Consider the following 23,576-nt stretch of genomic DNA (forward strand, 5'->3'; position numbering starts at 1 on the left):
TAATTCTCTCGATTTTCCAAGCAATTTAGGTGAATTTACAGAGAACTTTGTGTAAACTCTGCTTGAATTATAGAAGCAAGCTAAATTAATGCACCCCCACAAGAACTTCCCGAGCCGGCAGTGCAACCAAAACAATGCCGATCTGTGATTACAGTCCGGTTTCTTAACCGGGCTAAATCAAACGATCGAATATGATTCGTCTCGCACTTGAGATCGAGCATCTGATTAAAATCGCAATCATAGAGATACCCGTCCCAGGAGATTGAGAGCGTGTTGCGACACATTAACCCATCGACGGTAGCTGGATTAAATGAATTGACCAATAACTCCATGTAGCCTTGAAGATTACCAGATGATTCTAACCATTCCAGAAATCGAGAAATTGGCATGTTGTTGAGTGTAATTAAGCGATCGAAGCTGACACCCTGATATTTCTTCAATCCAGCTTTCCATTCTTGTTCCAGTTTTGTTTGTCCACTCGCAAGAAAAGCTCCAACTGGATTGCTCATTAAAGTCAGTTGGCGATTCGGATCACCTGTTCCATATCCGACTGCATTTAATCGTTTCAGTGCCTCGATCGATTTTTCAAATGTGCCATCACCGCGTTGCGCATCGGTATTGCGTTGCCGATAGTGCGGCAGAGAACAGACGATTTCGACTCCTCGTTCTGCGAACCATTTGGGTAAGTCTTGCAGCGTTGGGAGCAGGAGAACAGTGAGATTACAGCGATCGATCACGTGCTTTCCACGAGCAACACATTGATCAACGAGATAGCGAAAGTTTGGATTCAGTTCAGGTGCGCCACCTGTGAGATCAACAGTGTGAGCAGAGGTTTGATCTAACGCCTGTAAGCAAAGATCGATCGTTTCGCGAGTCATGATCTCTTTGCGATCGGGACTGGCATCGACATGGCAATGGCGACAAGTCATATTACAGAGCTTGCCAACATTGATTTGAAAGATTTCTAGCTCGCTTGGGTGGAGCGATGCTCCTAATCGTTCTGCAAAGTTTGCATTGTTCAGAGGCAGGCTGTTTAAAAGCGTTTGCTGATACTTGGTGGAGGTAAGCGGCGATTGACGGTTCAGTAACGAAGACATAACTCAAGTAGATGGGCGTAATTCAACATTAGTTCGGCACATTCTTTCGCTTCGTTGCTCACCCGCCCCAGAATGAATTCGGGGCTAACGGTGCGAAGTCCGCTCTGGGACTAACAGCCAATGAAAACGGCTTCTTCAGTGGGTTTCAACCCACTTCGCACGGTTAGCCCAAACTTCTAGTTCAGGGCGAGACGCAAACGAGAGCGACGATCTTCCAATTCATTTCACCTCCCGACTTACATTGCGAGTTTGTTCACTTGATCCAACATTTGCAAACCGTGGATTAATGAAGCTCCGCCTCGAATTGCAGTCGCAACATGAACTGCTTCGGTCATTTGTTCTAGGTCTGCGCCTTGCTGTAAACATTCTTTGGTGTAGGCATCGATGCAGTAGGGACATTGCACCGTGTGAGCGACTGCGATCGCGATTAACGCTTTTTCCCGCTTCGACAATGCACCTTCTTCAAAAACTGAATTGTAGTAGGCAAAAAACTTTTCTGCGAGTTCTGGATTGCCTTCGCCAATTTTGCCAAAATTTGGTAAGTGTTCAGGATTGTAATAGGTCTGCATTGCAACTCTCGGAAACGGATGAGCTAGGTGATAGACAACTTTTCTGTGCCAAGCGTAGGTTTTCACCCCTCGAACTTGGAGTTGCACATCACGTTGAGTGTTCTCATCATAATCAGAATAATCAGAGATTTGCAGGTTTGCATGTTATTGCATTCGATCGATGGTTCGATATTGTATCGCTTCTGCAACATGCTGGGTTTGTAGCTGCTCATCGCCTGCTAAATCTGCGATCGTTCTTGCCACTTTGAGAATGCGATCGCTGGCGCGAACCGATAAGCCTAAGCGTCGAATTGCATTTTCAAGCAGCGATCGCGTTGTCTCATCTAAACTGCACCACTGACGAAGATGCGCGCTTTGCATTTCAGCATTGCAGCGTAAAGAAGTGCCTTTGAAACGAACAGAAGCGCGATCGCGAGCCTGCTGAACTCTAGCGCGAACCGTTGCGGAATCTTCTCCGGTCGGTTGTTGAGTAATTTCTTCTGGCTTGAGACGGTTGACCCCGACTTGCAAATCAATTCTGTCCATCAATGGACCGGATAACCTTGCCCAATATTGCTCTCTTGCCCTAGGCGAACAAGTACAAGCTTGCACCGTATCCGCATAAAATCCACAAGGACAAGGATTTGTACTCGCAACTAATGTAAACTGAGCCGGAAATGACACAGATTGACGAGTCCGAGAAATCGTGACATTGCCATCTTCAAGTGGCTGTCGTAGAAACTCTAAAACGTCTCGTCGAAATTCTGTCAATTCGTCCAAGAAGAGAATGCCTCTATGAGCTAATGAAATTTCGCCCGGACGAGGAAAGCTCCCCCCACCGACTAAAGCTGTCCCTGAAGCTGAATGATGCGGACTCCGAAACGGTCGAACGCCGATCAAGGCTCCTTTATCTTTCAGCAAGCCTGCAACAGAGTGAATTTGTGTGACTTCTAAAGCTTCTTGAAATTGCAAAGGCGGCATAATTCCAGGAAGTCTACGAGCGAGCATGGTTTTGCCACTGCCAGGCGGTCCGACAAAAATTAAGTTATGTCCGCCCGCAGCAGCAATTTCTAAGGCACGACGAGCATGAGCTTGCCCTTTGACATCGCCGAGATCTGGAGCCGAGATCTGCCCCTGTGTCAGTTCCAATTCGCCATCAATGCGAGCTGGAATATAGCCGTTTGGATCATTGAGGAATGCGCCAACTTCAGAGAGATGCTTGAAACCATATACATTCAAACCTTGAACGACCGCAGCTTCGCGAACGTTATCCGCCGGAATAATCAAGTTCTTAATTCCAAGCTGTTGAGCCGCAGCTGCGATCGCCAAAACTCCTGCGACGGGTCTCAGACTTCCATCTAAAAGTACTTCTCCCAAGAACAATGCATCTTCGAGCAAGTCAAGCTTAATCTGTTGAGTCGCGGCTAAGATTCCAATGCTGATGGGAAGATCAAAACTAGGACCTTCTTTCCTGAGGTCGGCGGGCGATAAGTTGATGACGATGCGACGCATGGGGAAGGTAAATCCGGCGTTTTTGAGAGCGGTTCTCACGCGTTCTTTTGATTCTTGCACCGCCGCGTCCGGAAGACCGACGACTACAATTGCAGGCAATCCTCCAGCTACATCAACTTCGACTCCAACCTTGACTGCATCAATGCCAATCAGTGATGCACTCCAAACTCTTGACAGCATGAACTTTTCCCGCAACTGTTGATCTTCAACATGCCCAAATGCCGAAGAGGATAACGGGGAAAGAAGGGTTAAGGCAGTAACGAGGTCGGTAAGCCGATCGCTTCAATCAAATTCGTCCAAGCCTGCTTCACCATCGGATGATGAGGCTGTTGTTGGTGGAGCATTGCCCATTCTGAGAAAGCGTCGTACCAGAAGCCCTTTCTTGCATACAGTTCGATGCGCTCAATGGGCAGAAGCCGGGAAATATCCTCAGACAGAGTGCGATGTTGAATCCAGCCCCCGATGATTTGATCTTCAGTGCGATCGTCGATATTACAAATCACCGCGACTGTCCAATAGTAGTTTTTTCCTTGAACAAGCTTAGGCGCATCGCTCGGGAATGCTACACGAATTAAACCGGATTGATTGTGAATCGAGAGCGTCGTTTGATAAAGTCCGCGCTTTTTTTCATCGAAGAGGCTAAACTCAAGCGCGTGCGCTTCGTTGCGAGGAATATAAACGAAAAGCGTTGGCTGATCTGAACGAGTCAATCCGATTGTTTTACTAGGATTCAGGACCATCAGCCTTTGAGAGACTTTCGGGATGGATTTGAGGCAGGTTTGGGTTGGACGAGTTCCACCGCTTGTGGTTGCAGTAGGGGCAGGCGAACCTTCGGGTGGCTCGATTTGGGCGCGGAGTGGAGCTGCTAGTGAAATCAACAGACTTGCTAGTGGAATCGACAGATTTATAGCCAGAAAAAAAGTAGACTTGTTCATTGCATTCAATGCCGGGAGCTTATAGCAGACAATCTTTTTTACTACAGTTTTTTACTTGGTCGAGAAGGTACTAGACATTCATTACCGAATCTTTATATCCATCTTCCTACTAAAACAAAAGATGCCCAGTAGTAAGGATGACGAAACTCCGCTCTCTGTAGGAGTTTCAGTTGGGCTTGACGAACAGCTTCTGCTTTAGAGGGCTTCTCAGTGCTGAGGAAAGATTTATAGAATTCAATCATAAACGATGTCGTTGATGTATCGTTTACTGTCCATAAGCTTGCAAGGGTGCTGCTAGCGCCAGAACGAACTGCGACACCCGCAAGACCGATCGCAGAACGACGATCACCTTGAGCCGTTTGGCAGGCACTTAAAATGAGGAGATCAATAGATGTGGATTGTTCTAGCTCGCGATTGTTCAAGATAGTTCTCAGTTCTTCTAAGTTAATGCGACCATCCCAAGTTAAGAGAAAAGTATCGTCTGGATTGGAGCTAAATTGCCCATGAGTGGCAAGATGTACGATCGAGAAAGGAGAGTCTTCTGTGGTTGTCTTAAACGATCGAGTGGTAAAGGTTTCATTGAGTAGAACCTTTGAGGGTAGCATTGAGCGAATTTGCTCAACTTCTTGCTGAACGCCTGGCAGTGCATCTTCATCTTGCACAGGTTTGCTTAATCCTGCAATTAAAGCTTGCGTATTTTTCGGTTCTGGACTTGCAAAAAGCTGCAAACTTGGGGTCACTGCAATTCGATAGTCTTCGATGAGATAGCGTTGTCCGTTATGCAGGGCTGCCATCGGAATATTGCGGAGCGAGCCATCAAGTACAAACGCGATCGTTTTAATTTGAGCCTTCTCTAAGTCTGCCTGCGTAGGTTGAATGAGCCACGAATATAAGGTTTGAGCCAGTGGAAGCCGCTCTTGATCAAAAGATGTCGGACGCAGAGATTGCCGCATTTTGAAGATAATATCTTCGATTTCGGATTGCGATCGCATGGTGGCAAAGTGCTTCAGAGGTTGATTCGGGAGCGAAATAATAACTTCTAGTCGATTCGGAAGAATGATTGGATAGATGACGGCAGCCGTTGAATCAATCGATTCGATCGGCTGTGTTGAGGCATTTAAGCAAGCTTCTCGGAAGAAATTGTTAAGTTCTGCTAATTGTAAGGATTCAATGGCTTGACGAGCTTTTCTCAGGTTCTCGGGAGGCGTTTGCTCGACGAGAAGCAGATCGACGAATTCGCGGTAGACGGGTTCGATTTGTTCGCGAAATGAGAATTGAATAGATTGATCAATGGCGGCAATGTCTCGACGTAGAGTTTTGAGCGAATCGATTGCATCTGCATAAGCAATCTCAGCAGGTTGGACTTTGCCCTGTGCTTTGAGAATTCTGCCGAGTTGCCACTGCCATTGGTACGCAATTTCTGGAATGTTTAACTGTTTTGCTAATCTTAAAGCTTGCTCAGTCAGTTGAGCGGCTTCTGACCATTGTTTCGATTGTTCATATAAGTGTGCTAAAGTTCCGAGCGCATAAGATTCAACTCGTTTGTTTTTAAGCTGTCTGGCATCTTGAATGGTCGCAGCTAGTAGCTGTGCTGAATTCAGTGTTTCTGATGCGATCGAGGCAAGCTCAATCTTTTCATAGAGGGTTTGCTGAGTGGCAGGGAGGGCTGTAAGTTGAGTTTGCAATGTTTTGATGATAGTTGCGGCTTCAGTTGCGCGATCGAGCTTTTGGAGAACTCTAACTTGTTGAAGTTGTGCTGCATGTTGTAAGTCACCTTCGTAAGTAGTAGCTTGCTGCAGTAAGTTCAGTGCAAGTTCAAATTGTTGTTGTGCGATCGCAGTATTGCCCAATTGTAAAAGCGCTGCTTGAATGTCAGAATTTGCCTGAACCTTCTGAGCAATCTCTAAACTTTTCTTTAAAGCTTGTTGAGAGCCTGCAAAGTCTCCGATCAGTCGTAGATTCTTGCCAAATGTTAGAAATTGATTGGCTTTTAGGGTGGAATCAGGTTGCTGAGTGGACGTTAAGCGTTCTAAAAGCTGTTGAGCACGACGGTAGAATCCTAAAGCTTCAAGTGCTTTAGCCTGATTGAGTTGAGAACCGAGAATTCCGGTCTGATCTTTGCGATCGCGATAAGCTTGTTCCGCTTTTTGCCAGCTTTCCAAGGCGAGTTCAGGTTGTCCCTGCTCAAATTGTTGTCGTCCTGTTTCATTCAAAGATTGAGCTGTCGCGAGTTGTGCGAATCCTGGATATTGCAACATCAGTGCTAGAAAACAACTCAGGCACAGAATTAAAACATACTGTTTTTTCACTTCGATTCTCCTGCCGAGCAGTCTATCGTTGTTTGAGGATAAGGAGCAGCAGCAACCAGTGCGATCGTGCCATCGGATTGTCGAATCCATTGAGTTGCTTCGACGATCGCAGATTGTTCGCTCCCATGTTCAATAGCCTTGCCATCTCGTTCATCTCGCCAGATGGGAGTCGATTGCACAACTTCACTGATCGAAGGCTCTAATCCTCCTCGTTCTGTCATTACAAACTGACTGGTTTTGGCAAATCTTGCACAAGTTTGAGCAATCCGGGCAGAATTCTCCATCACGGTAACAGGGAGTTCAGCCGTCACGTTTGGCTCAGTTCCAAAAGTCGTTAAGGTGACTATTCCATCAAGACCCTTGATCTCAGAACTTGCCGTAATCTCACTTTTTGAGGTCAGCGATCGACTTTGCTGGAAGCCAAAGATTCCTTGAGCTGTAATGTTGATTGCTCCGCCTTGCCGTTTAGCATTTGCAGTGATGTCGCTATTTTCTTTGGGAATCGCTGCCAAAACACCTGTCTTGATATCAATGTTGCCGCCATCCGAATTGTCTGCCCTAGTTGTAATTTGGCTACCATTTCTCAGCAGAATCAACTGCGATCGCAGATCAATATTGCCTTTTCCTCCAGAATTCGTGGTCGCAGTAATTCCGGCATTCTCTAATCGAATGACATTCGCATTCACCTGAATCGTTCCGGCATTGCCACTGCCAATACTGTCAACATTAATTCGTCCGTTATTCTGAATCGATAGTTGTGAAGTGGAGAGTCTCACATCTCCTGCTGCGCCCGTTGCCGTCGGCAATTGGGAGATAGTGAGAAAAGATGACTTGCCGGAGTACGTCCCAATTCCAAAGGAATCACTCGGTTGCCCAACAATATTGATGGAATCTAAAGCATTGACCGTAATTGTGCCGCCTTGTCCCGATGCAAATGTAGAAGCCACGACGAAACTCTGACCCAGGCTCACGAAGCGCCGAGTATTGAGATGAATATTGCCTGCGTTCGCACTGCCAAATGTATTAGTCGCGATTAGACTGGCAGAGTCTCGGTTTAATCCAATGCCGTCTAGCCGAATCTCTTCGGAAGCATTGAGGGTAAGATTTCCGCTCGTTCCAGAACTGACAAAAATGCGATCGACCACGGCTGATCCACTTGAAGTTGAAATCGTGCCACCGTTTTCAATCTGAATGCGTCGAGCATTGATCTCTAAATTTCCGGCATTGCCCTTGTCAGAAATTGTCGTGGTGGCAATGTACGATGGCAAGAAGCCATCTCTGACTCCCCCATTAACGATTACGTCATCCGTTGCATGAATCGTAATCCTTCCACTATCTCCGTCACCCAGCGTAATTGCGGTAATAACCCCGGTACGATTTAAGCGCAAACTGCCTGTCTGAATTGAGAGACCTCCGGCTTTGCCGCGATCGATTGCCGTTGTGCCAATTCCAGAGCTAGTCACATCAATGCTCTCGGCCACCCGCATTGTTAAATCTCCACCTGCGCCTGCTCCCTGAGTCGGATTGCCAAGCACTGCCCCATTTTCTAATCTGACCTGTCGCGCTTCCAGAGTGAGATTGCCTGCGTTTCCCTGACCAAAGGTTCCCGCTAAGATCGCACTTTCTAAGTTGTTTGGTTGCACAGTGCGATCGAAAGGGACTTTGAGATAGTTCCGATCAAAAGCTTCATAGCCTGCTCCGGTGAGTGTGATAGTATCTTTCGCCTGCACTGTAATATCTCCTCCAGTACCAGTGCCGACCGTAAAGGCCCGAACTACAGCCCGATCTTGAAGTCTAAATTGATGGGCTTGAATCTCAATGTCTCGACCGTCGATCGCGCCAACCGTATCCGAGAAAATTCTCGCTTGATCGCGTACGATTACATCCCCGCCCCGAATCTGAACGGCTCCTCCTCGCAATCCACCCACATTCACTGCGGATGTTCCTGACAGTTCAATCTTGCCAAGTGACATGAGACTACTTTCTCCCAGGCTCAAATCGGGTGCGATGCGAACCGTCCCAGGAGCGATCGCGCTCATCAGAAAAATATTGCCGCCAAGGCTGGTGTAGCTCCCCTGATCGAACTGAATGTCTCCGCCTGCGAATCCAAGCGTTCGCAAGGGTGGAAGGGTTAGCCTGGCTTGATTGATAATGCTCCCTGGACGAGTGCCAAACTGTAAGCCGATGGGCGTACTCATCCTGAGTAAAGGTGGAGCTTGCGGAGTTCTCGCACTAAATTCGCTGCCATTGGAGAATGTCCAACTGTCAGCCGTACTGGCAATGAATGACCCATTGATATCGAGTCGAGCATCTTGCCCGAAGGTGATGCCATTCGGATTGAGAAAGAAAAGATTCGCCTGACCTTGAATTGAAAGTAAGCCGTTAATTTGCGATCGTTCAGTTCCCGTCACGCGAGTCACAATGTTCTGAATTCCGGCATTGGGTAAAAATTGAGCGACTCCCCCTGTCGGAATTGAAAACGTTTGAAAACTGTGAAAAAGCGTTGCTCCTGAAGCAGTCCCGCCTGTGATGGTCTCTTGATTGATGATCGAAGACTGGGGCAGTGTCGTATCTGGAATAATTTGAGCCTGTAACTTTTGAGCCGTTGCAAGCCCGTAAGTCAATACGCCACATAAGACGAGAGAACACGGTATCTTTTTCATGGAGCCGAATCAGCACGAGCAGGAATCAAACAGGGATTCAGAATTGGGCGATTTGCCGATTCTGAGACTAACATAATCTCTCCATCGGCTCGCTTCACCCATCCGGATGCTTCTGTAATTTCAGGGGCAGATTCTTGAAGTATTTTGTGCGATCGCTCACCTCGAACGTCTATCCATACTGGAGTTGATTGCACCGCTTCATTCACATTGGGTTCTAAGCCACTTCGCTGTGTGACGACAAACTGACTGGTGGTTGCGACCTTTGCACAAGTTGGAGCAATTTGAGTCGAACGATCGACCATGCCATTCGGCAAATTACTTCTAATCGTAGGTTCCTGTGCAAAAGTTGTGAGCTTGACTGTGCCATCTAGCCCAAGTCCAGAACTCGCATTGACATCACTGAAATCAGAGGCACTTCCTAGCTGAAAACCAAAAATGCCTTGAGTCTTGATATTGATATTGCCGCCCCGACCTGCCTGTGCGTCTGCTGTAATGTCACTATTTTCTAATGGAATTGCCAACAGAATTTTGGTTTGAAGATCAATGTTGCCACCATCCGAATCTCCTGCATCGGTTTGAATCTGGCTGCCGTTTCTCAGCACAATATTTTGTGCCTGAATTCCGATATTGCCTTTGCTGCCTGCGCGAGTTGTGGCGCTGATTCGACTGTTGTTGAGTTCGATCGTATCTGCCTGCACATCAATTGATCCAGTTGCCCCTTTTCCAAAACTTGAGACACTAATTTGTCCAAGATTGCTCAGTGAGAGTTTGGACGTGCGAAGTCTAATATTTCCAGCCGAATTGGTGTTCGTGAACGGCTCACCTCCTTCAGCATTCGTATTAATTCCAATCACACGATTGAGATTTCCCACAATTTGGATGGATTCAGAGGCATTAATCGTAATGTTTCCGCCTTTGCCGAAAGTCAAACTCGAAGCCTCGATCAAGCTTTGATCGAAAATCAGGAGCCGACGAGTGTTGATATAAATGTCTCCTGCTTGGGCTGTCCCAAATGTCAGCGTCGAGATTGAACTATTCGGACTTTGAGGTAGACCGACTCCTGATAAGCGAATTTCATCCGATGCATTGAGAATGACGTTCCCCCCTTTTCCAGAACTGACCAAAACGCTGCCTCCGAGATTCACGCCACTTTCGCTGACGATCGAGGCTCCATTCTCAATGTGGATTTGCCGAGCATTGATCGTTAAGTTGCCTGCGTTCCCTGTTCCTGCCAGAGTAGACGTGACAATATTGGATGCGACGACCCCTTGAGGAAATGCGCCACTGACCTTGACTGTATCGGCAGTAATCGTTAGATTTCCGCTATTTCCTGACCCGATCGTCCCGGACGTAATAATTCCCGTGTTACTTACGTTCAAGCGTCTGGTTTGAATCTGGACATCTCCAGATTTTCCATCTCCACTGGCGAGCGTTCCGAGTGCAGAACTGATGACCTCGATCGTATCTGCTCCTCGAACTGATAAATTTCCTCCTGCGCCTGATGCTTGTGTGAGATCGACGATTGCAGATCCTTCTTTCAGGCTGAGTTGTGGAGTTGAGATCGTCAGATTGCCCCCTCGCGCAGATCCGGCGGTTCCTGTCAAAATCGAACTTTCTACAGTGCGCGGATCGAGATTGCCAAACAGGTAATTTCCTAAAAGGTTCTGCTCAAAAGCTGGATAGCCCATGCCAGTAAGTGCGATCGCATCTTTGGCTCGAATCGATAAATTCCCCCCACTTCCAGAGCCAACCGTAAAGGCTCGAACGAAAGCACGATCTTGCAGGCTAAATTGATTGGACTGAATCTCAATGTCTCGACCGTCGATCGCACCGATCGTATCCGAGAAAATCGTAGCTTGGTCGCGCAATGTTACTTGATTACCTCGAATCTGAACCGCTCCACCCCCTAAACCGCTGGCATCGATCGCACTCGCTCCTGATAGCTCAATATTGCCAAACTGTTCGATGTTCGTTTCTCCAAGCCCCGTTGTCAGCAGTTGCAGCGTGCCTGATTGCATCGCACTGACCAAGAAAATCGTGCCACTCGGACTGTTTAAGCTCGCATTGTCGAGCCGAATCTCTCCGCCTGCGAGTCCGAGTATTTTTCCAGGAGGAAGCGAGAGGTTAGCTTGATGGACAATGTTTCCTGGACGAGCGCCAAACTGTAAGCCGATAGGCGTGCTAATCGTGAGAAGTGGGGGAGCTTGAGGGTTTCTGGCACTGTATTCGCTGCCATTGGAGAAAGTCCAGCTATCGGCGGTACTGGCAATCAGAGAGCCATTGATTGCCAAGCGAGCATTCTGCCCGAAGGTGATGCCATTGGGATTGAGAAAGAAGAGATTAGCAGTGCCATTGACTGAGAGCGTGCCATCAATGAGCGATCTCTGATTGCCTGTGACGCGCAAAATAATGTTTTGAACTTGAGCATCGGGAAGAAACTGAGCTTGGCTATCTGTTGGAATTGAGAACTCTTTAAAGCTGTGAAAGAGGGCTGTTCCAGAGCGTGTTCCACCTTGAATCGTATTGTTGTTCACGATCGAAGGTTGAGACAGTGTTGCATCAGGAACAATCTGAGCGAGTAATGTTTGAGAGCCTGAAAGTAAGGGTAGAAATGAACAGAATGAGACTGGAAAGCCGAGTATCTTTTTCATGAGCCATGAGCAGCACGAGATGGCAAGAGACAGGATGCTAGAATCTGACGATGAGTAGATTCAGAAACTAACATGATCTCTCCATCGGCTCGCTTCACCCATCCGGTTGCTTCTATCATTTCCGGCATAGATTTTTGTAAGCTAAGTGAGTGAGTGCTCGCTCTTTCATCCATCCAAACCGGAGTCGATTGCACAACTTCACTCACAGGCGGTTCTAATCCTCCTCTGGCTGTAATCACAAACTGACCTGTTTTAGCTAAGCTCGTGCAGGTTTGGGAGATCTGATCTGAAGAGATAATCTGAGTCCCTGGAAGATCAGTGCTCACGTTGGGTTCTGTGCCAAATGTCGTCAGTGTTACGGTTCCATCCAACCCAATTCTTGAGCTAGCAGTAATATCGCTGTTAGAGGTCAGAGATCGACTCTGCTGCAAGCCAAAGATGCCTTGAGCCGCGATGTTGATATTCCCACCACGACCACCTTGCGCAGTCGCAGTAATGTTACTATCTTCGGTTGGCACTGCGAGTAAAAGTCCAGTATTGATGGTGATATTGCCGCCATTAGAGAGATTTGCATCGGTTTGAATGTTACTTCCGCGACGTAAGAGAATGAGTTGCGATCGCAGATTCACGTTTCCTCCTCCCGCAGTCCCAGTTCTGGCATCGATACTTGAGCCATTATTGACGAAGATCCGATCGGCATTAATATTCAGATTGCCAGCTTTCCCAGAACCAATATTTTCTACGGTGACAGTTGCACCATCTCGAATCGATAGTTCTCGCACGTTGAGATTTAAATCCCCAGCATCGGAAGTTGCTTTGGGATTGATGATTGAAGAAAAAGAAAGTTTGCCAGTAGACGCTTGAATTCGACTGGGTAAATCTCCTTTGCGTCCTGACACTTCGATCCGGGTGGCATTAATGGTCAAAGTACCTGCTTGACCAAATCCCAGTGACCCTACCGAAATGTTCGCTCCATCTCGGACTCGCAAAATAGGAGTTTGAATAAAAAGGTTGCCGCTCTGACTACTTGTGCCAGTATCAGTTGAAAGGTAGCTAGAAGTTTGAGTGCCATTTGCTAAGACTTCAGAAATCCCAGATACATCAATTAATTCGGTTGCTGAAATCTCCAAATCTCCAGCTTTTCCACCAGTTGGTGAGATTAAAACTGTACCCGATGCTCCACCGGAACCAGCGCTAATTCCAGCTCCGTCAGAAACTAAGAGCCTGCCCGTCTTAATGCTGATATTGCCTGCTTGTGCTTGATTATCTCCAAAAGCATTTGATCCGATCGCAGTCTGAATCACGCTGCCTTTTGGAGTGTCTGCTAGGGTAATGGTATCTTTCACATTCAGATCAATCTTGCCAGAATTACCTCGACCAAATGTACTCGTCGTAATCGCTGCACCTTCTCGAACGGTTAAGCGATCGGCTTGAATATTAATATTGCCTGCTGCTCCTGTACTACCTCGAAATGTTGAGGTTACGATTGATCCACTTGCAATCCTGATATCTTTTGCCTGTAAATTGACTGCTCCAACTTGTCCGGCTTGTAGCGTGGTTCCACCAATTCCAATGCCATTCTCAAACTGGATTTGATTTGCAACAATTGAAATATTTCCTGCTTGACCTTGACCAAAAGTACTGTTTGTAATGGCGATTGTTGGACTATTCAGATCTAGCACTCCAGTCTGAATGAGACTCGCTACGTCTCTTTGATAAAGTGCAGAATCAATTCCTCGTAGTCTAAAAGACTCAGTTGCAGAAATATCAATATTGCCACCTTTTCCCGATCCAGTTGTGATAGCTGCAATTTGTGCGCCATCTTGGAGTCGGAACTGATTGGATCGGATCGAAATTCCTTGCCCATCTTGATCGCCAACCGTGAGAGAGGCAATTCGAGCATTACTCAGTACGACGTTGCCTGCATCAATTTCAATGCGTCCCCCACCCAGCCCACTGGCATCAAGTTGTGCTTGATTCGAGATTTCAAGATTTCCCAGTCGTAAGTTACTCGGTTCAGACAAACTCACGTATTCGGGACGGTCTACAGTCTTTAGCGAAATTTTTCCAGAATTTGCGATGAGACTCCCCCCATTCACCAGCACATCTCCACCCAGTAAAGCTAAAGTTTGCCCTGGTGGCACGAGCAATTGCGAACCCGTTTGCTCAATGCTAGCTGGACGAGTCCCAAACTGTAAGCCAATGGGAGCACTCATCGTGAGGAGTGGAGTTTGAGGCGATTTTGCACTAAATTCACTGCCATCTGAAAATTTCACGCTCTGTGCAGTACTGGCAAAGAATGAACCATTGATGCCAAGTTGAGCATTTTGACCGAAAGTAATGCCGTTCGGATTGATTAAGAAAAAGTTGGCTCTCCCGTTAACTGCAAGGATGCCATCAATCAGTGATCGCTGATTGCCTGTGACGCGAGTAATGATGTTGAGAATGTCTGGATCTGGAACGAAGAGAATTGATCCCTTGACAGAAAAATCTTGAAAGCTGTGAAAAAGGTTTGTGCCTGATTTCGTTCCGCCTGTGACTAAGGTATCTGTGACGAGCGAATTTTGCGGCAAGGTACGATCGGGAATAACCTGGGCAAAAGATCGCTGTGCTGTTGAAGCAAAGGCTAACGGATACAAGCCACCTAGCGCAATGACGAGACAAGATCTAGGGGATGCGGAACTTAAACAGGTCAGGAACTCGGATATGAAAAGCATCGGACAGATAAGGGCGACATTTATCACGATCGCACACTAACGAGTTTTGTGCTCGATTAGCGTTGCGATCGTCACCCGTATCTTAGAACGATTTAATCAGGAAACTTAAGGACACTCTAGCGATTCGCGAGTACTGATTCCCGTTTTTGAATTCACACCACTGGCAGTCTTACAAAGTTCGACCACTTGCGGACGATCGAGCACTGCAAAGCTAAAATCTGCGCCCGTGATCTTCGCACCCTTCAATACCGAACCAATCATCATGGCAGAAGTCAGAACAGTATCTGTGAGATCTACACCAGACAGGTCTGTAATGTAAGCAATGCCATCGCTAAAATCTGCTCCACTCCAGTTTGAATTTCTCAAATCTGAACCGCTAAATACCGCACCCCTGAGATCAGCGTTGCTAAAATTACTATTCGGCAATCGCACCGCAGCAAACTCAGCCCGAATTAAATTTTGTCCCGAATAGTCCTTTGTTGTTGCTGCAACATCATCGATCGCGCGAGTTGCATTAGAACTCGCAGCATGAGCCATTCCAGGCATTCCAATCATCACGAGGACGGCAAGACACAGTCCAAAAAACACGCGCAGAGTTTGCATACGATCGCTCAATATCCCAACAGCTTTACATTTCGTAATTCTATCAGGCATTCTCCTCCTTAAGGTTTTCTCTGATTAACTCTGATGGCAGATGGGTAAATTCGAGGCAAATTGATACCTTCTACTCATGGGCTAAAAACTTTTAAGAGGCACTGAATTATGAATCTGATTGCGTGGATTATTTTAGGTTTGATTGCAGGGGCGATCGCGAAAGCAATTTATCCGGGTAGTCAAGGCGGCGGCATTCTCGGAACAATCATCCTAGGCATCATTGGTGCCTTTGTCGGAGGAAGTCTCTATACTTTCCTAACCACGGGCGCGCTGAATCTGACCGCAGCATCCCTCAGTATTGGTGGAATTTTGATTGCAGTCTTAGGCGCAATTGTGGCAATTTTCCTGTGGGGACTCTTAACCCGTCGCGCAGCGTAACTGCATGGCTTCAAGATCGATAAAAGCGCTTTCCAACTGAATTGCCGGAAAGCGCTTTTACTCAACGATGCAAAGGTGCGATGTATTCGGTTTTAGATTTACTCTCCCTTCGGTTTCGCTTTATTGACTCGAAGCTGCCGACCCATCCACTCTGCCCCGTCTAAGTCAGTAATTGCGGCATCTTCTTGCGCGTCTTGTTCCATTTCCACAAATGCGAAGCCTCGCATCCGTCCAGTTTCGCGATCGGTAGGCAGGACGACCCGCTTTACCGTGCCATATTCGGCAAAGACCGATTTCAGGTCGTCTACGGTCGCTTGGTATGAAAGATTTCCAACGTAAATGGTCATGAGAATGTCCGAAACGAAGAGCAAAACTGGATTCTATGAACTGTTGAGCCGGAAGCACTGCGTCCTAGGGCAATTTGCACACGAGCTGATAAATTCTCCAGCTCATTCAGGTCATTGCAGTGTTCATTTTCAAATTCGTCAAGAACCCAATCTGATCATCCCTCTTTTTGAACCATTATTTTTGTTCTTCACACTACATCTTGATAGAAAATTACAACTTAAATCGATTATTTTTTCCGGAATTCAACTTAATCAAGTCTAACGATCGCGTTAAGAGCCTTGAATTATTTGTCTTCTGAGCGTAATCCTTTCGTAATTCGTGACAAATCAACTTTCTCATCGACTGCAATCCGAGTCGGTGAACCGCTAATAATTCGCTCGAAATTGCGGAACGAGTCCTTAATTTCTGGACCTTGAGCACTAATGGTGTATTCGCGAATTCCCTTGTCATGCCAAGATCCCCGCATCTTAAACACGTTCAAGGCACGCGACATTTCGCCCCGGATCTCGACGTATTGCAGCATGATGATCGTGTCGGTGATCGTGGAAATATGCGAATCGGTAATCGAATGCGATCCCATAAACTGATCGGTCGTATTCGTGAAGAATCCGGTGATCTCCTCTTGTTTCGCAAATCCGGTCACGCCAATCACAAACTGTCGGAACGCATTGTTACTGACGCCTCGCGCCAAGGCAGAAAGCGAGTCGATCGCAATCCTGGACGGCTTAAATTCCGAAATTTCCGATTTAATAATCTGCAAGTGATCTTCTAAGCCTGCTGACTCAGGATACGCACAAATAATTTTTAACAATCCTTGTTGTTCGAGTTCTTCAAAGTCGATGCCCCACGAGTAGGCGTTTCGTGACAATTGCGCCCGCGATTCTTCGTAGGCAAACAAGATTGCGCGATCGCCTCTTTGACACGCTTCCTGCAAAAATTTGCTAACCAGCAGCGTTTTTCCGGTTCCGGTTGCGCCCGTTGCCAGAATGATCGAATCTTTGAAGAATCCACCGCCGCACATTTCGTCTAGGGTGTTGACCCCCGACGAGACGCGCACATTCGACGATCGCTGAGTCAGGCGCATCGCACCTAGCGGGAAGATATTGACCCCTTGATTCGTGATCGTGAAAGGGTATTCCCCTTTCATGTGAGTTGTCCCGCGAAGTTTGAGAATCTCGATCGTTCTTCTGCGCCGCTCTCCTTCGAGGACGTTGCGCACAATTACGACATTATCTGAGACAAATTCTTCTACGCCAAAACGTGCGACCGGACCATATTCCTCAATCCGCTCGGTGGTCATAATCGTGGTTGCCCCGACTTGCTTTAACCGGGCGACGAGGCGAAAAATTTCTCGCCGCACGACCGACGCTGCATCATATTGCTGAAACACTGCCGTCACAGAGTCGATCGACACCCGCCGCGCTTTGTATTTCCGAATCGCATACTGAATTCGTTCAATTAAAGCTGAAAGATCAAAATTTCCGACGACATCTTGACCTTCAGGATCAGGAGACGCATCGAGAATAAACAGTTTTCCTTCATCTACAAATCGTTGTAGATCCCATCCGAAGCTATAGGCGTTTTTGATAATGTCAGCAGGGGATTCTTCAAAGGTGACAAACACACCTGCTTCGTCAAATTGAGTGATTCCGTTATAGAGAAACTGTACTGCGAGTAGCGTTTTGCCTGTTCCAGAAGTGCCACTGACGAGGGTTGTGCGACCAACGGGCAGTCCTCCGTGACTAATATCGTCGAAGCCTTCGATCAGCGTACGAATTTTTCGCACGCTAGAAAGATCAGCGGGATTACGCGGTTCGGTTTGATTAATCGAAGTCATAGGATTAGGGTCAGACAAAATGGAGCAAGCTCCTGAGTATCAGAAGATCTCAAAGGGGTTAGATTATGCCGTTTCACTTATTTACCACAAAACTTGTAAATAAGCCGTTCAATTCCAGAGTTATTGCGAATCAAGCTCTTCTTCTCGCAGTTCTTCATAAAGCAAGTCCAACCCGATCAAAACTTTTTCTCGATCGGACAAGTCGCCAATAATTTTACGTACAGGCGGGGGCAGGATTTTTGCCAAAGTTGGAGTTGCGAGGATTTTGTCTTCTTCTGCAAGTTGCGGGTTTTTCAAAACATCAATGACTTTTAGCGCATAGACTCCTTGAAACTCCTTTTCGAGAATGTTATTTAACGTCTTGAGTGCCCGAACCGAATTCGGTGTATTTCCAGCGACGTATAGTTTTAAGACGTAGGTCTTCTTTAAAGGACTCATAGTTTGATCGATCGCTATTCACTCTAGATTACGACTAGCATTACAGTCAAAATCCGCATTCTAAGTTAAGATTCTCGCGGAATAGAACGCCGATACATTTCACACAAATGTGCGATCGTATCAATCAGCGTCAGTCGATAATCCAGCAAAACTTCTTCATTTCGCCCTTCTAATTTTAGCTGTTTGGCAAATTCATCCATGAGTTCCATGTGGATTTCCACAATTTGGGCGACTGAGACATCTGCGAAAAAAGCAGCATTCACGAAATTGTCAATGCGATGATTGAGAGCCGTCTCGTCTGTGAAATAGCTCAAAATAATCGCACGATATTCGAGCCGCAGCGCCTCGATCAGTTCATGCTGCTCTTGAGGCGGAAGATTTCTCAGATAAGACTGAGGATTGCGTTTGTAATAGACTCCCAAATATCCAAGTCGCTCATGCAGTTTTTCAGTCAGCCGTCGCTGTTGCAGCATGAGAAAATTCTGGGTCGTCAGATCTCGTGTCGGATCCGGCGGAGCCGTTTCGCGCGGAATTTGACAAGATGGCGAGAGATTCAGAAATCCTTCGATCGCGTTCGCAATCAGATTGTCAACCTGTTCGAGGTCAGCTAGAGTCGCCCAAACTTCGCCCGTGTGATACAAAAATGTGAAATCTGGTGGACGAGTAGTGTGGGGTTCAGATTCGACTAAAATCGCAGGCAACAGTGTGGCTTGGCTGTGAAGCCATTCAATAATTGCAGGCAATTCAGAACTGTCTTGCAAAATTAGGCAATCGAGCTGCTGTTTGTGCTGCTGAATGAGCTGAAAAAAGTCCTGGGTCGATTCGACCACCGTCATTGCATAGCGCTCGTGGCTAGTCAGAATTTGCTCCAGTGATTGCGGCAACGCTGGAGAGTTGAGATATACGCCAATCGAAAGTTGAGGACGCACGATCGAGGAAACTAGGGCTATCAAGGGCAAATTTTAGAAGGAATGGTTAGCGCTTGTTATCTGATCGTTCTATTGTGACACTCCGAGCCAGGACTTACCTGGAATAAAAGGAAAGTGCCATCAAACTCTCGAATTTGCATTGATATAGATTTACAGACTTGGCGAACTGTTAACTATAATTACATAAACGCTTTCCATTCGAGCGTCAATTACGCTGAATGAGATAGATTTGAATTTCTTTTTAAATTTTCGCTTCGTTTGAAGCATTTACATTTGCACTTATTAATTTCCATTTCAGGCAGTGCGTTTGTCGGCTAAATTACCGTCTACAGCGGTTGAGAAGCGATTAAGATCAGAACCAGCACTGGTTTGCGATGCGTTGTGCCGCTCGGCAGGATAGAAGAGAGTGATATATCCACCCTCGATTCGTGAATTTATCGAGCCTGCTCCGGTTTGTTTTCAGTCAGCCACTCTGGCAGAAGCGATCGAGGTCATGGGGCAGTATCGATCCGACCGCTTGGTATTAATCGATGAGCGGCAATTTCCGATTGGCGTGATTCATGCTCATCGCTTACTGTCTCATGCGCGCCAAAATGACCCCCGCTTAGATCAATGTGTGGAAGAGTTGCCCACGATCGCAGACACTCTCTCTTTCCATCAGCTCGAATTTGTCAGTCCGATGCGATATTGGGCTGTTCTTGATGCAGAACAGCGATTTTTAGGATTAGTCGATAGTGTTTATTTGCGCTTGTGGGTCGAAGTCATTTCGACTCGATCGCCGAATAAGCCTTCATCTGAATCGCTCTGGCGACAAGCAAAAACCGAGGCTTCTGTTGAACCTGAGTCTTCTTCGACTCGCCTGAAGCAAAAAATTCAAGTCCAAATTGCCGAGATGGGTTATTCCAAATCGCTAGAGTTAGGCTTGTCGCCTGCTCAATTGGCCTTAACTGAACTCGAAACGAAGACCACACTGATGCAGTTTTTGGAGCATTTGCCCCTGCCGCTGATGTTGCAGACAAGCACCGGACGGGTGATTGCACGCAATCAACATTGGAGCGAGCAGCTGACAGATTTTGTAGATACAGGTTGGGTACAGCGTGATGTTGCATCGGTGCTAGAAGATAGCGCCGCCGATCATCCGTTGCTTGCAAAATTATGTCAGCTTGGATCTGATCCGAATACTTGCGTATGTGTCTGTCCTTTAAAGAATGGGCAGGAACGAATTTTACAGTTTGCAAAAATTCCACTCGGAGCGCTGCTATCGGGTCGAGAGGCGTTGAGTGAAACGGTTCATCAGCCTTTTCATTTAGCCACATTTGAGGGGGGAGAACGGGCAACTGAGCGATCGACGGCAGAAGAGTTGTGGCTCGTTTTAGTGCAAGATGTGACTGAGCAACAGCAACTTTCTCGCGAACTCGCCGCGAAAAATGCGGATTTAGTGCAATTGAATCGTCTCAAAGATGAGTTTCTCAATTGCATCAGCCATGAATTAAGAACGCCGTTGACTGCGGTATTGGGCTTATCAAGTCTGCTCAAAGATCAACTGTCGGGCACCTTGAACGATCGCCAAATTCGCTATGCGCAATTGATTCACCGCAGCGGTCGGCATTTAATGGCGATCGTCAATGACATTCTCGACCTGACTCGAATTGAGACGGGTCAGATTGAATTGACGTTGTATTCGGTGAATGTCAAAAACTTGTGTGAGCGTGCCGTTGAGCAAGCCCAGCAGCTTTGTCTTGAAGAAGAAAAGCCAGAGACGCGCACCAAGTTGAACGCGACGGCTGATCTAGCTCAATTCAGCTTAGAAATTGAACCCGGATTAGAAACATTAGTCGCTGATGAATTGCGTCTGCGTCAAATGCTGGTGCATCTTCTGTCCAATGCACTGAAATTCACAGAGCCATCGGGACGGATTGGCTTACAGGTCAGTCGATGGGAAGGCTGGATTGCATTTACAGTTTGGGATACCGGAATCGGCATTCCGGCTGAGAAGCAGCATCTAATTTTCCAAAAGTTTCAGCAGCTTGAGAATCCCCTGACTCGTCGATTTGAAGGTGCAGGATTGGGACTGGTGCTGACCCAGCGTTTGGCGCGATTACACGGAGGAGATGTCTCCTTTGTGTCGCGCGAGCATCAAGGCAGTCAATTTACACTGTTACTGCCGCCAACGCATCCTCAACCGACGACCAGTATTGTGGTGCAGCGCGGTCAGATTCTCAGAACCCCGACTGCGATCGAGAATCGTTTAGTCCTCGTTGTCGAAGCGGTTGTGAAGTCGATCGAGGTGCTGTCTGAGCAATTAGCGGCACTGGGATATCGAGTGGTGATTGCGCGATCGGGAACGGAGGCAGTTGAAAAAGCTCGCCGTCTCCAACCTTGTGCGGTTTTTCTCAATCCCTTGTTGCCGACTTTATCGGGTTGGGATGTCTTGACATTATTAAAAGCAGAACCGCAGACGCGAGAGATTCCGATAATTGTCACGGGAACTCGGGGCGATCGAGAACAAGCTTATCGCAATCATGCCGATGGATTTTTGGCATTGCCGATTCTTCAGAAATCGCTTCAGCAAGTTCTCAATCAACTGACTCCGGATGAAGTGCCGATCTCGATTGTGGAATCCTCTCCTCAAACATTGGTGATTCTCCGTCTTAGTCCGACTCGGTATGGCGAACTTCACCGATTAGGAACCGTTTCAGAAGTCGATCTGAATGCCTTGCTGCATAGCCACAATTATCGGGTTGTCGAAGCGGACGATTTAGAACAAGCTGAACTTTTAGCGCAAGTTTGGAAACCCAATCTTGTACTCCTCGATGCTGCTATCCCTGATCCAATCGGCTATCTCAAACTCTTAGGAGACTGTAGTTTCCTCGCGTCGTTGCCTTTGGTCACACTTGATCCGGCTACAACTCAAGCGGCAAATCAGATCCAAAACTTATCCGTTTTTCCCTGCTTAGCTCCGATTTCAGATGCGTCTGAGCCTTCTGCACTGTTACAAGTGATTCAAGTGGCAGCAGGATTTGCGTGGCGACCGTTGGTATTAGCGATCGAGTCTTCTAAGCTGCGCTCGACCGAAACGACCGATAAGCGCTCAGACTGGCTACAAGCGGTGATGCAATATCTCCAAACGGCTGGATTCCGAGGAATGATTGCGCGATCGTGGCAAGATGTGCTGCAAAAGCTCGACACTCAGAGTATTGATCTCTTGCTGATTCACGCTGAGGATTTAGATGCATCGGCGATCGCGCAACTGTCAAGCTTGAAGAAATTTAAGGAGAAAGTCTCGATCGTCATCATCAATCAGCAAGCTCAACTCGATCCTGTGTTAGAGGAAATTTCAACGATCGTCTTACCTCCCCTGACAATGGAAGAGTTATTAGAACATCTCAATCAGCTTTTATCGGTATGAGTGGAACCTATTTGACTGATTTTCAGCAGTGGATTGATCAGACTGTAGAACGCTTGCGTGATCGACGGTGGCAAGACATTGAAATAGAACCACTGATTGAGGAGATCGAAAACTTGGGTAAGAGTGAACGCCGTGGAATTACAAGCCAACTCACTCGCCTCTTGTTACATCTGCTCAAATGGCAATATCAGCCTCAACGCCGTTCTGATAGCTGGCTGGATTCAATTACAGATGCTCGCACCCAAATTGAACTCGCGATAGCAGATAGCCCAAGTCTTAGCACGTACCCGCTCGAACAACTTGAAATCAGCTATCAACGCGCTCGGCGGCAAGCGGCTCAGCAAACGAACTTGCCTATCGCGACTTTTCCTGAGCAATGTCCTTATGGAATCGAACTGGTTTTGTCCGAAGATTGGCTACCCCAAGAAAGTTAAATACTCTTGGCTAATGTCTTTCACTGCCAACTGATACAACCGCTCTCCATGTTCTGGAGTTGCCAAACCAGGATTTGATCCCATACGTCCATCTGGGTAGTTGCGTCGAAAGTCGATCGCGCCATAGATCCGATGTCCTTTCGCGACTGGTTCACTCAACGGTGCAGACTTAATGAAATCGGGATAGACATATTGAGTCACAGCAACTTCGCTCGGTGTCGCATGAGAACCTTCTTGATCGCCATATAATTCCTTCGCCAACTGATAGACAGAGCCACACATATACCAGTTACTCACCACACACTGCACTTCATTGGAAATGCCCAAATTTGACAGATGATCATAAGTCTCTGAAAACGCAGCTTTTAGGGTCGCAATATTCCCACCATGTCCATTGATAAAGAAAAATTTCCGAAATCCAGCTTTCGCCAAACTGGTTAGATAGTCGCGAATCACAAGAATCATCGTGCTTGGTCGTAAGCTCATACTGCCTGGAAAAGCCGTGTGATGCAGTGCCATTCCGACCTGAATCGTCGGCGCGACCAAAGCCTCGATCTCAGCTCCCACTCCTTGCGCGATCGCTTCTGCACAAATCGCATCTGTGCCAATCAGCCCCGTCGGTCCATGTTGTTCGGTTGAGCCGATCGGTAAAATAATTCCCGTCGATCGTTCTAAATATGCTTCAACCTCTAACCAGGTCGATAAGTGCAATAACAT

17 protein-coding genes are annotated in these 23,576 nt (G+C 47.1%); 3 read left to right on the top strand and 14 right to left on the bottom strand.

What is annotated here, in order from left to right; all coding sequences use genetic code 11:
* Positions 1–80: 80 nt before the first annotated feature.
* From arsS to OU814_RS06030, 9 genes are all read right to left on the bottom strand, one after another.
* Positions 81–1,097, bottom strand: coding sequence for an arsenosugar biosynthesis radical SAM (seleno)protein ArsS (arsS, locus tag OU814_RS05990; RefSeq protein WP_268181278.1), 1,017 nt, complete (start codon positions 1,095–1,097; stop codon positions 81–83).
* A 236-nt stretch (positions 1,098–1,333) separates the two neighbouring features.
* Positions 1,334–1,753 (bottom strand): arsenosugar biosynthesis-associated peroxidase-like protein, encoded by a 420-nt coding sequence (locus tag OU814_RS05995; protein ID WP_017289899.1) that lies wholly within the window; start codon positions 1,751–1,753, stop codon positions 1,334–1,336.
* A gap of 57 nt (positions 1,754–1,810) precedes the next feature.
* Complete coding sequence (locus OU814_RS06000) at positions 1,811–3,337, bottom strand: YifB family Mg chelatase-like AAA ATPase (protein ID WP_268181280.1); 1,527 nt, start codon at positions 3,335–3,337, stop codon at positions 1,811–1,813.
* A gap of 68 nt (positions 3,338–3,405) precedes the next feature.
* Positions 3,406–4,092: a DUF928 domain-containing protein gene (locus OU814_RS06005; RefSeq protein WP_017289897.1), complete on the bottom strand. Its 687-nt coding sequence runs from the start codon at positions 4,090–4,092 to the stop codon at positions 3,406–3,408.
* 92 nt (positions 4,093–4,184) lie between these two features.
* The gene (locus tag OU814_RS06010; protein ID WP_190648668.1) at positions 4,185–6,401 is read right to left on the bottom strand and encodes a CHAT domain-containing protein; all 2,217 of its coding nucleotides are present in this window, start codon (positions 6,399–6,401) and stop codon (positions 4,185–4,187) included.
* Positions 6,398–9,064: a two-partner secretion domain-containing protein gene (locus OU814_RS06015; RefSeq protein ID WP_268181283.1), complete on the bottom strand. Its 2,667-nt coding sequence runs from the start codon at positions 9,062–9,064 to the stop codon at positions 6,398–6,400. Before OU814_RS06015 ends, OU814_RS06010 begins: the two co-directional genes overlap by 4 nt.
* A complete protein-coding gene (locus OU814_RS06020) occupies positions 9,061–11,715 on the bottom strand; it encodes an S-layer family protein (protein WP_268181285.1) in 2,655 nt (884 codons plus the stop codon). Before OU814_RS06020 ends, OU814_RS06015 begins: the two co-directional genes overlap by 4 nt.
* Positions 11,712–14,432 (bottom strand): two-partner secretion domain-containing protein, encoded by a 2,721-nt coding sequence (locus tag OU814_RS06025; RefSeq protein WP_268181287.1) that lies wholly within the window; start codon positions 14,430–14,432, stop codon positions 11,712–11,714. Before OU814_RS06025 ends, OU814_RS06020 begins: the two co-directional genes overlap by 4 nt.
* A gap of 105 nt (positions 14,433–14,537) precedes the next feature.
* Positions 14,538–15,086 carry a pentapeptide repeat-containing protein gene (locus OU814_RS06030; RefSeq protein ID WP_225885682.1) on the bottom strand — a complete coding sequence of 183 codons (549 nt, stop codon included), beginning with the start codon at positions 15,084–15,086 and terminating at the stop codon, positions 14,538–14,540.
* A 108-nt stretch (positions 15,087–15,194) separates the two neighbouring features.
* On the opposite strand from OU814_RS06030, the gene OU814_RS06035 reads away from it, so the two are divergent.
* The gene (locus tag OU814_RS06035; RefSeq protein ID WP_017289890.1) at positions 15,195–15,464 is read left to right on the top strand and encodes a GlsB/YeaQ/YmgE family stress response membrane protein; all 270 of its coding nucleotides are present in this window, start codon (positions 15,195–15,197) and stop codon (positions 15,462–15,464) included.
* 98 nt (positions 15,465–15,562) lie between these two features.
* Here the strand turns inward: OU814_RS06035 and OU814_RS06040 are convergent, their stop codons facing one another.
* The 4 genes from OU814_RS06040 to OU814_RS06055 form a co-directional block, all read right to left on the bottom strand.
* Complete coding sequence (locus OU814_RS06040; RefSeq protein WP_017289889.1) at positions 15,563–15,811, bottom strand: RNA recognition motif domain-containing protein; 249 nt, start codon at positions 15,809–15,811, stop codon at positions 15,563–15,565.
* A gap of 284 nt (positions 15,812–16,095) precedes the next feature.
* Positions 16,096–17,649, bottom strand: a complete 1,554-nt coding sequence (gene kaiC, locus OU814_RS06045) for a circadian clock protein KaiC (RefSeq protein ID WP_017289887.1) — start codon at positions 17,647–17,649, stop codon at positions 16,096–16,098.
* Positions 17,650–17,769: 120 nt separating this feature from the next.
* Positions 17,770–18,087 (bottom strand): circadian clock protein KaiB, encoded by a 318-nt coding sequence (kaiB, locus tag OU814_RS06050; RefSeq protein ID WP_017289886.1) that lies wholly within the window; start codon positions 18,085–18,087, stop codon positions 17,770–17,772.
* A 65-nt stretch (positions 18,088–18,152) separates the two neighbouring features.
* On the bottom strand, positions 18,153–19,040 hold the full coding sequence (locus OU814_RS06055; protein ID WP_326498284.1) for a circadian clock protein KaiA: 888 nt from the start codon (positions 19,038–19,040) through the stop codon (positions 18,153–18,155).
* A gap of 382 nt (positions 19,041–19,422) precedes the next feature.
* On the opposite strand from OU814_RS06055, the gene OU814_RS06060 reads away from it, so the two are divergent.
* The gene (locus tag OU814_RS06060) at positions 19,423–22,425 is read left to right on the top strand and encodes an ATP-binding protein (protein ID WP_268181291.1); all 3,003 of its coding nucleotides are present in this window, start codon (positions 19,423–19,425) and stop codon (positions 22,423–22,425) included.
* Entirely contained in the window at positions 22,422–22,859 is a 438-nt protein-coding gene (locus OU814_RS06065) for a DUF29 domain-containing protein (protein WP_190652825.1), read from the top strand. The genes OU814_RS06060 and OU814_RS06065 overlap by 4 nt, the downstream gene beginning before the upstream one ends.
* Here the strand turns inward: OU814_RS06065 and OU814_RS06070 are convergent.
* A complete protein-coding gene (locus OU814_RS06070) occupies positions 22,842–23,576 on the bottom strand; it encodes a creatininase family protein (protein WP_268181294.1) in 735 nt (244 codons plus the stop codon). The genes OU814_RS06065 and OU814_RS06070 overlap by 18 nt on opposite strands.

The sequence above is a fragment of the Leptolyngbya sp. GGD genome (genome assembly GCF_026735145.1).
Taxonomy (GTDB): domain Bacteria; phylum Cyanobacteriota; class Cyanobacteriia; order Leptolyngbyales; family Leptolyngbyaceae; genus Leptolyngbya; species Leptolyngbya boryana.

Bases quoted from the DNA above. Each gene is read 5' to 3' on its own strand.
- arsS (WP_268181278.1), bottom strand. From the start codon at position 1,097: ATGTCTTCGTTACTGAACCGTCAATCGCCGCTTACCTCCACCAAGTAT.
- OU814_RS06000 (WP_268181280.1), bottom strand. From the start codon at position 3,337: ATGCTGTCAAGAGTTTGGAGTGCATCACTGATTGGCATTGATGCAGTC.
- OU814_RS06005 (WP_017289897.1), bottom strand. From the start codon at position 4,092: ATGAACAAGTCTACTTTTTTTCTGGCTATAAATCTGTCGATTCCACTA.
- OU814_RS06015 (WP_268181283.1), bottom strand. From the start codon at position 9,064: ATGAAAAAGATACCGTGTTCTCTCGTCTTATGTGGCGTATTGACTTAC.
- OU814_RS06020 (WP_268181285.1), bottom strand. From the start codon at position 11,715: ATGAAAAAGATACTCGGCTTTCCAGTCTCATTCTGTTCATTTCTACCC.
- OU814_RS06025 (WP_268181287.1), bottom strand. From the start codon at position 14,432: ATGCTTTTCATATCCGAGTTCCTGACCTGTTTAAGTTCCGCATCCCCT.
- OU814_RS06030 (WP_225885682.1), bottom strand. From the start codon at position 15,086: ATGCCTGATAGAATTACGAAATGTAAAGCTGTTGGGATATTGAGCGAT.
- OU814_RS06035 (WP_017289890.1), top strand. From the start codon at position 15,195: ATGAATCTGATTGCGTGGATTATTTTAGGTTTGATTGCAGGGGCGATC.
- OU814_RS06040 (WP_017289889.1), bottom strand. From the start codon at position 15,811: ATGACCATTTACGTTGGAAATCTTTCATACCAAGCGACCGTAGACGAC.
- kaiC (WP_017289887.1), bottom strand. From the start codon at position 17,649: ATGACTTCGATTAATCAAACCGAACCGCGTAATCCCGCTGATCTTTCT.
- kaiB (WP_017289886.1), bottom strand. From the start codon at position 18,087: ATGAGTCCTTTAAAGAAGACCTACGTCTTAAAACTATACGTCGCTGGA.
- OU814_RS06065 (WP_190652825.1), top strand. From the start codon at position 22,422: ATGAGTGGAACCTATTTGACTGATTTTCAGCAGTGGATTGATCAGACT.
- OU814_RS06070 (WP_268181294.1), bottom strand. From the start codon at position 23,576: ATGTTATTGCACTTATCGACCTGGTTAGAGGTTGAAGCATATTTAGAA.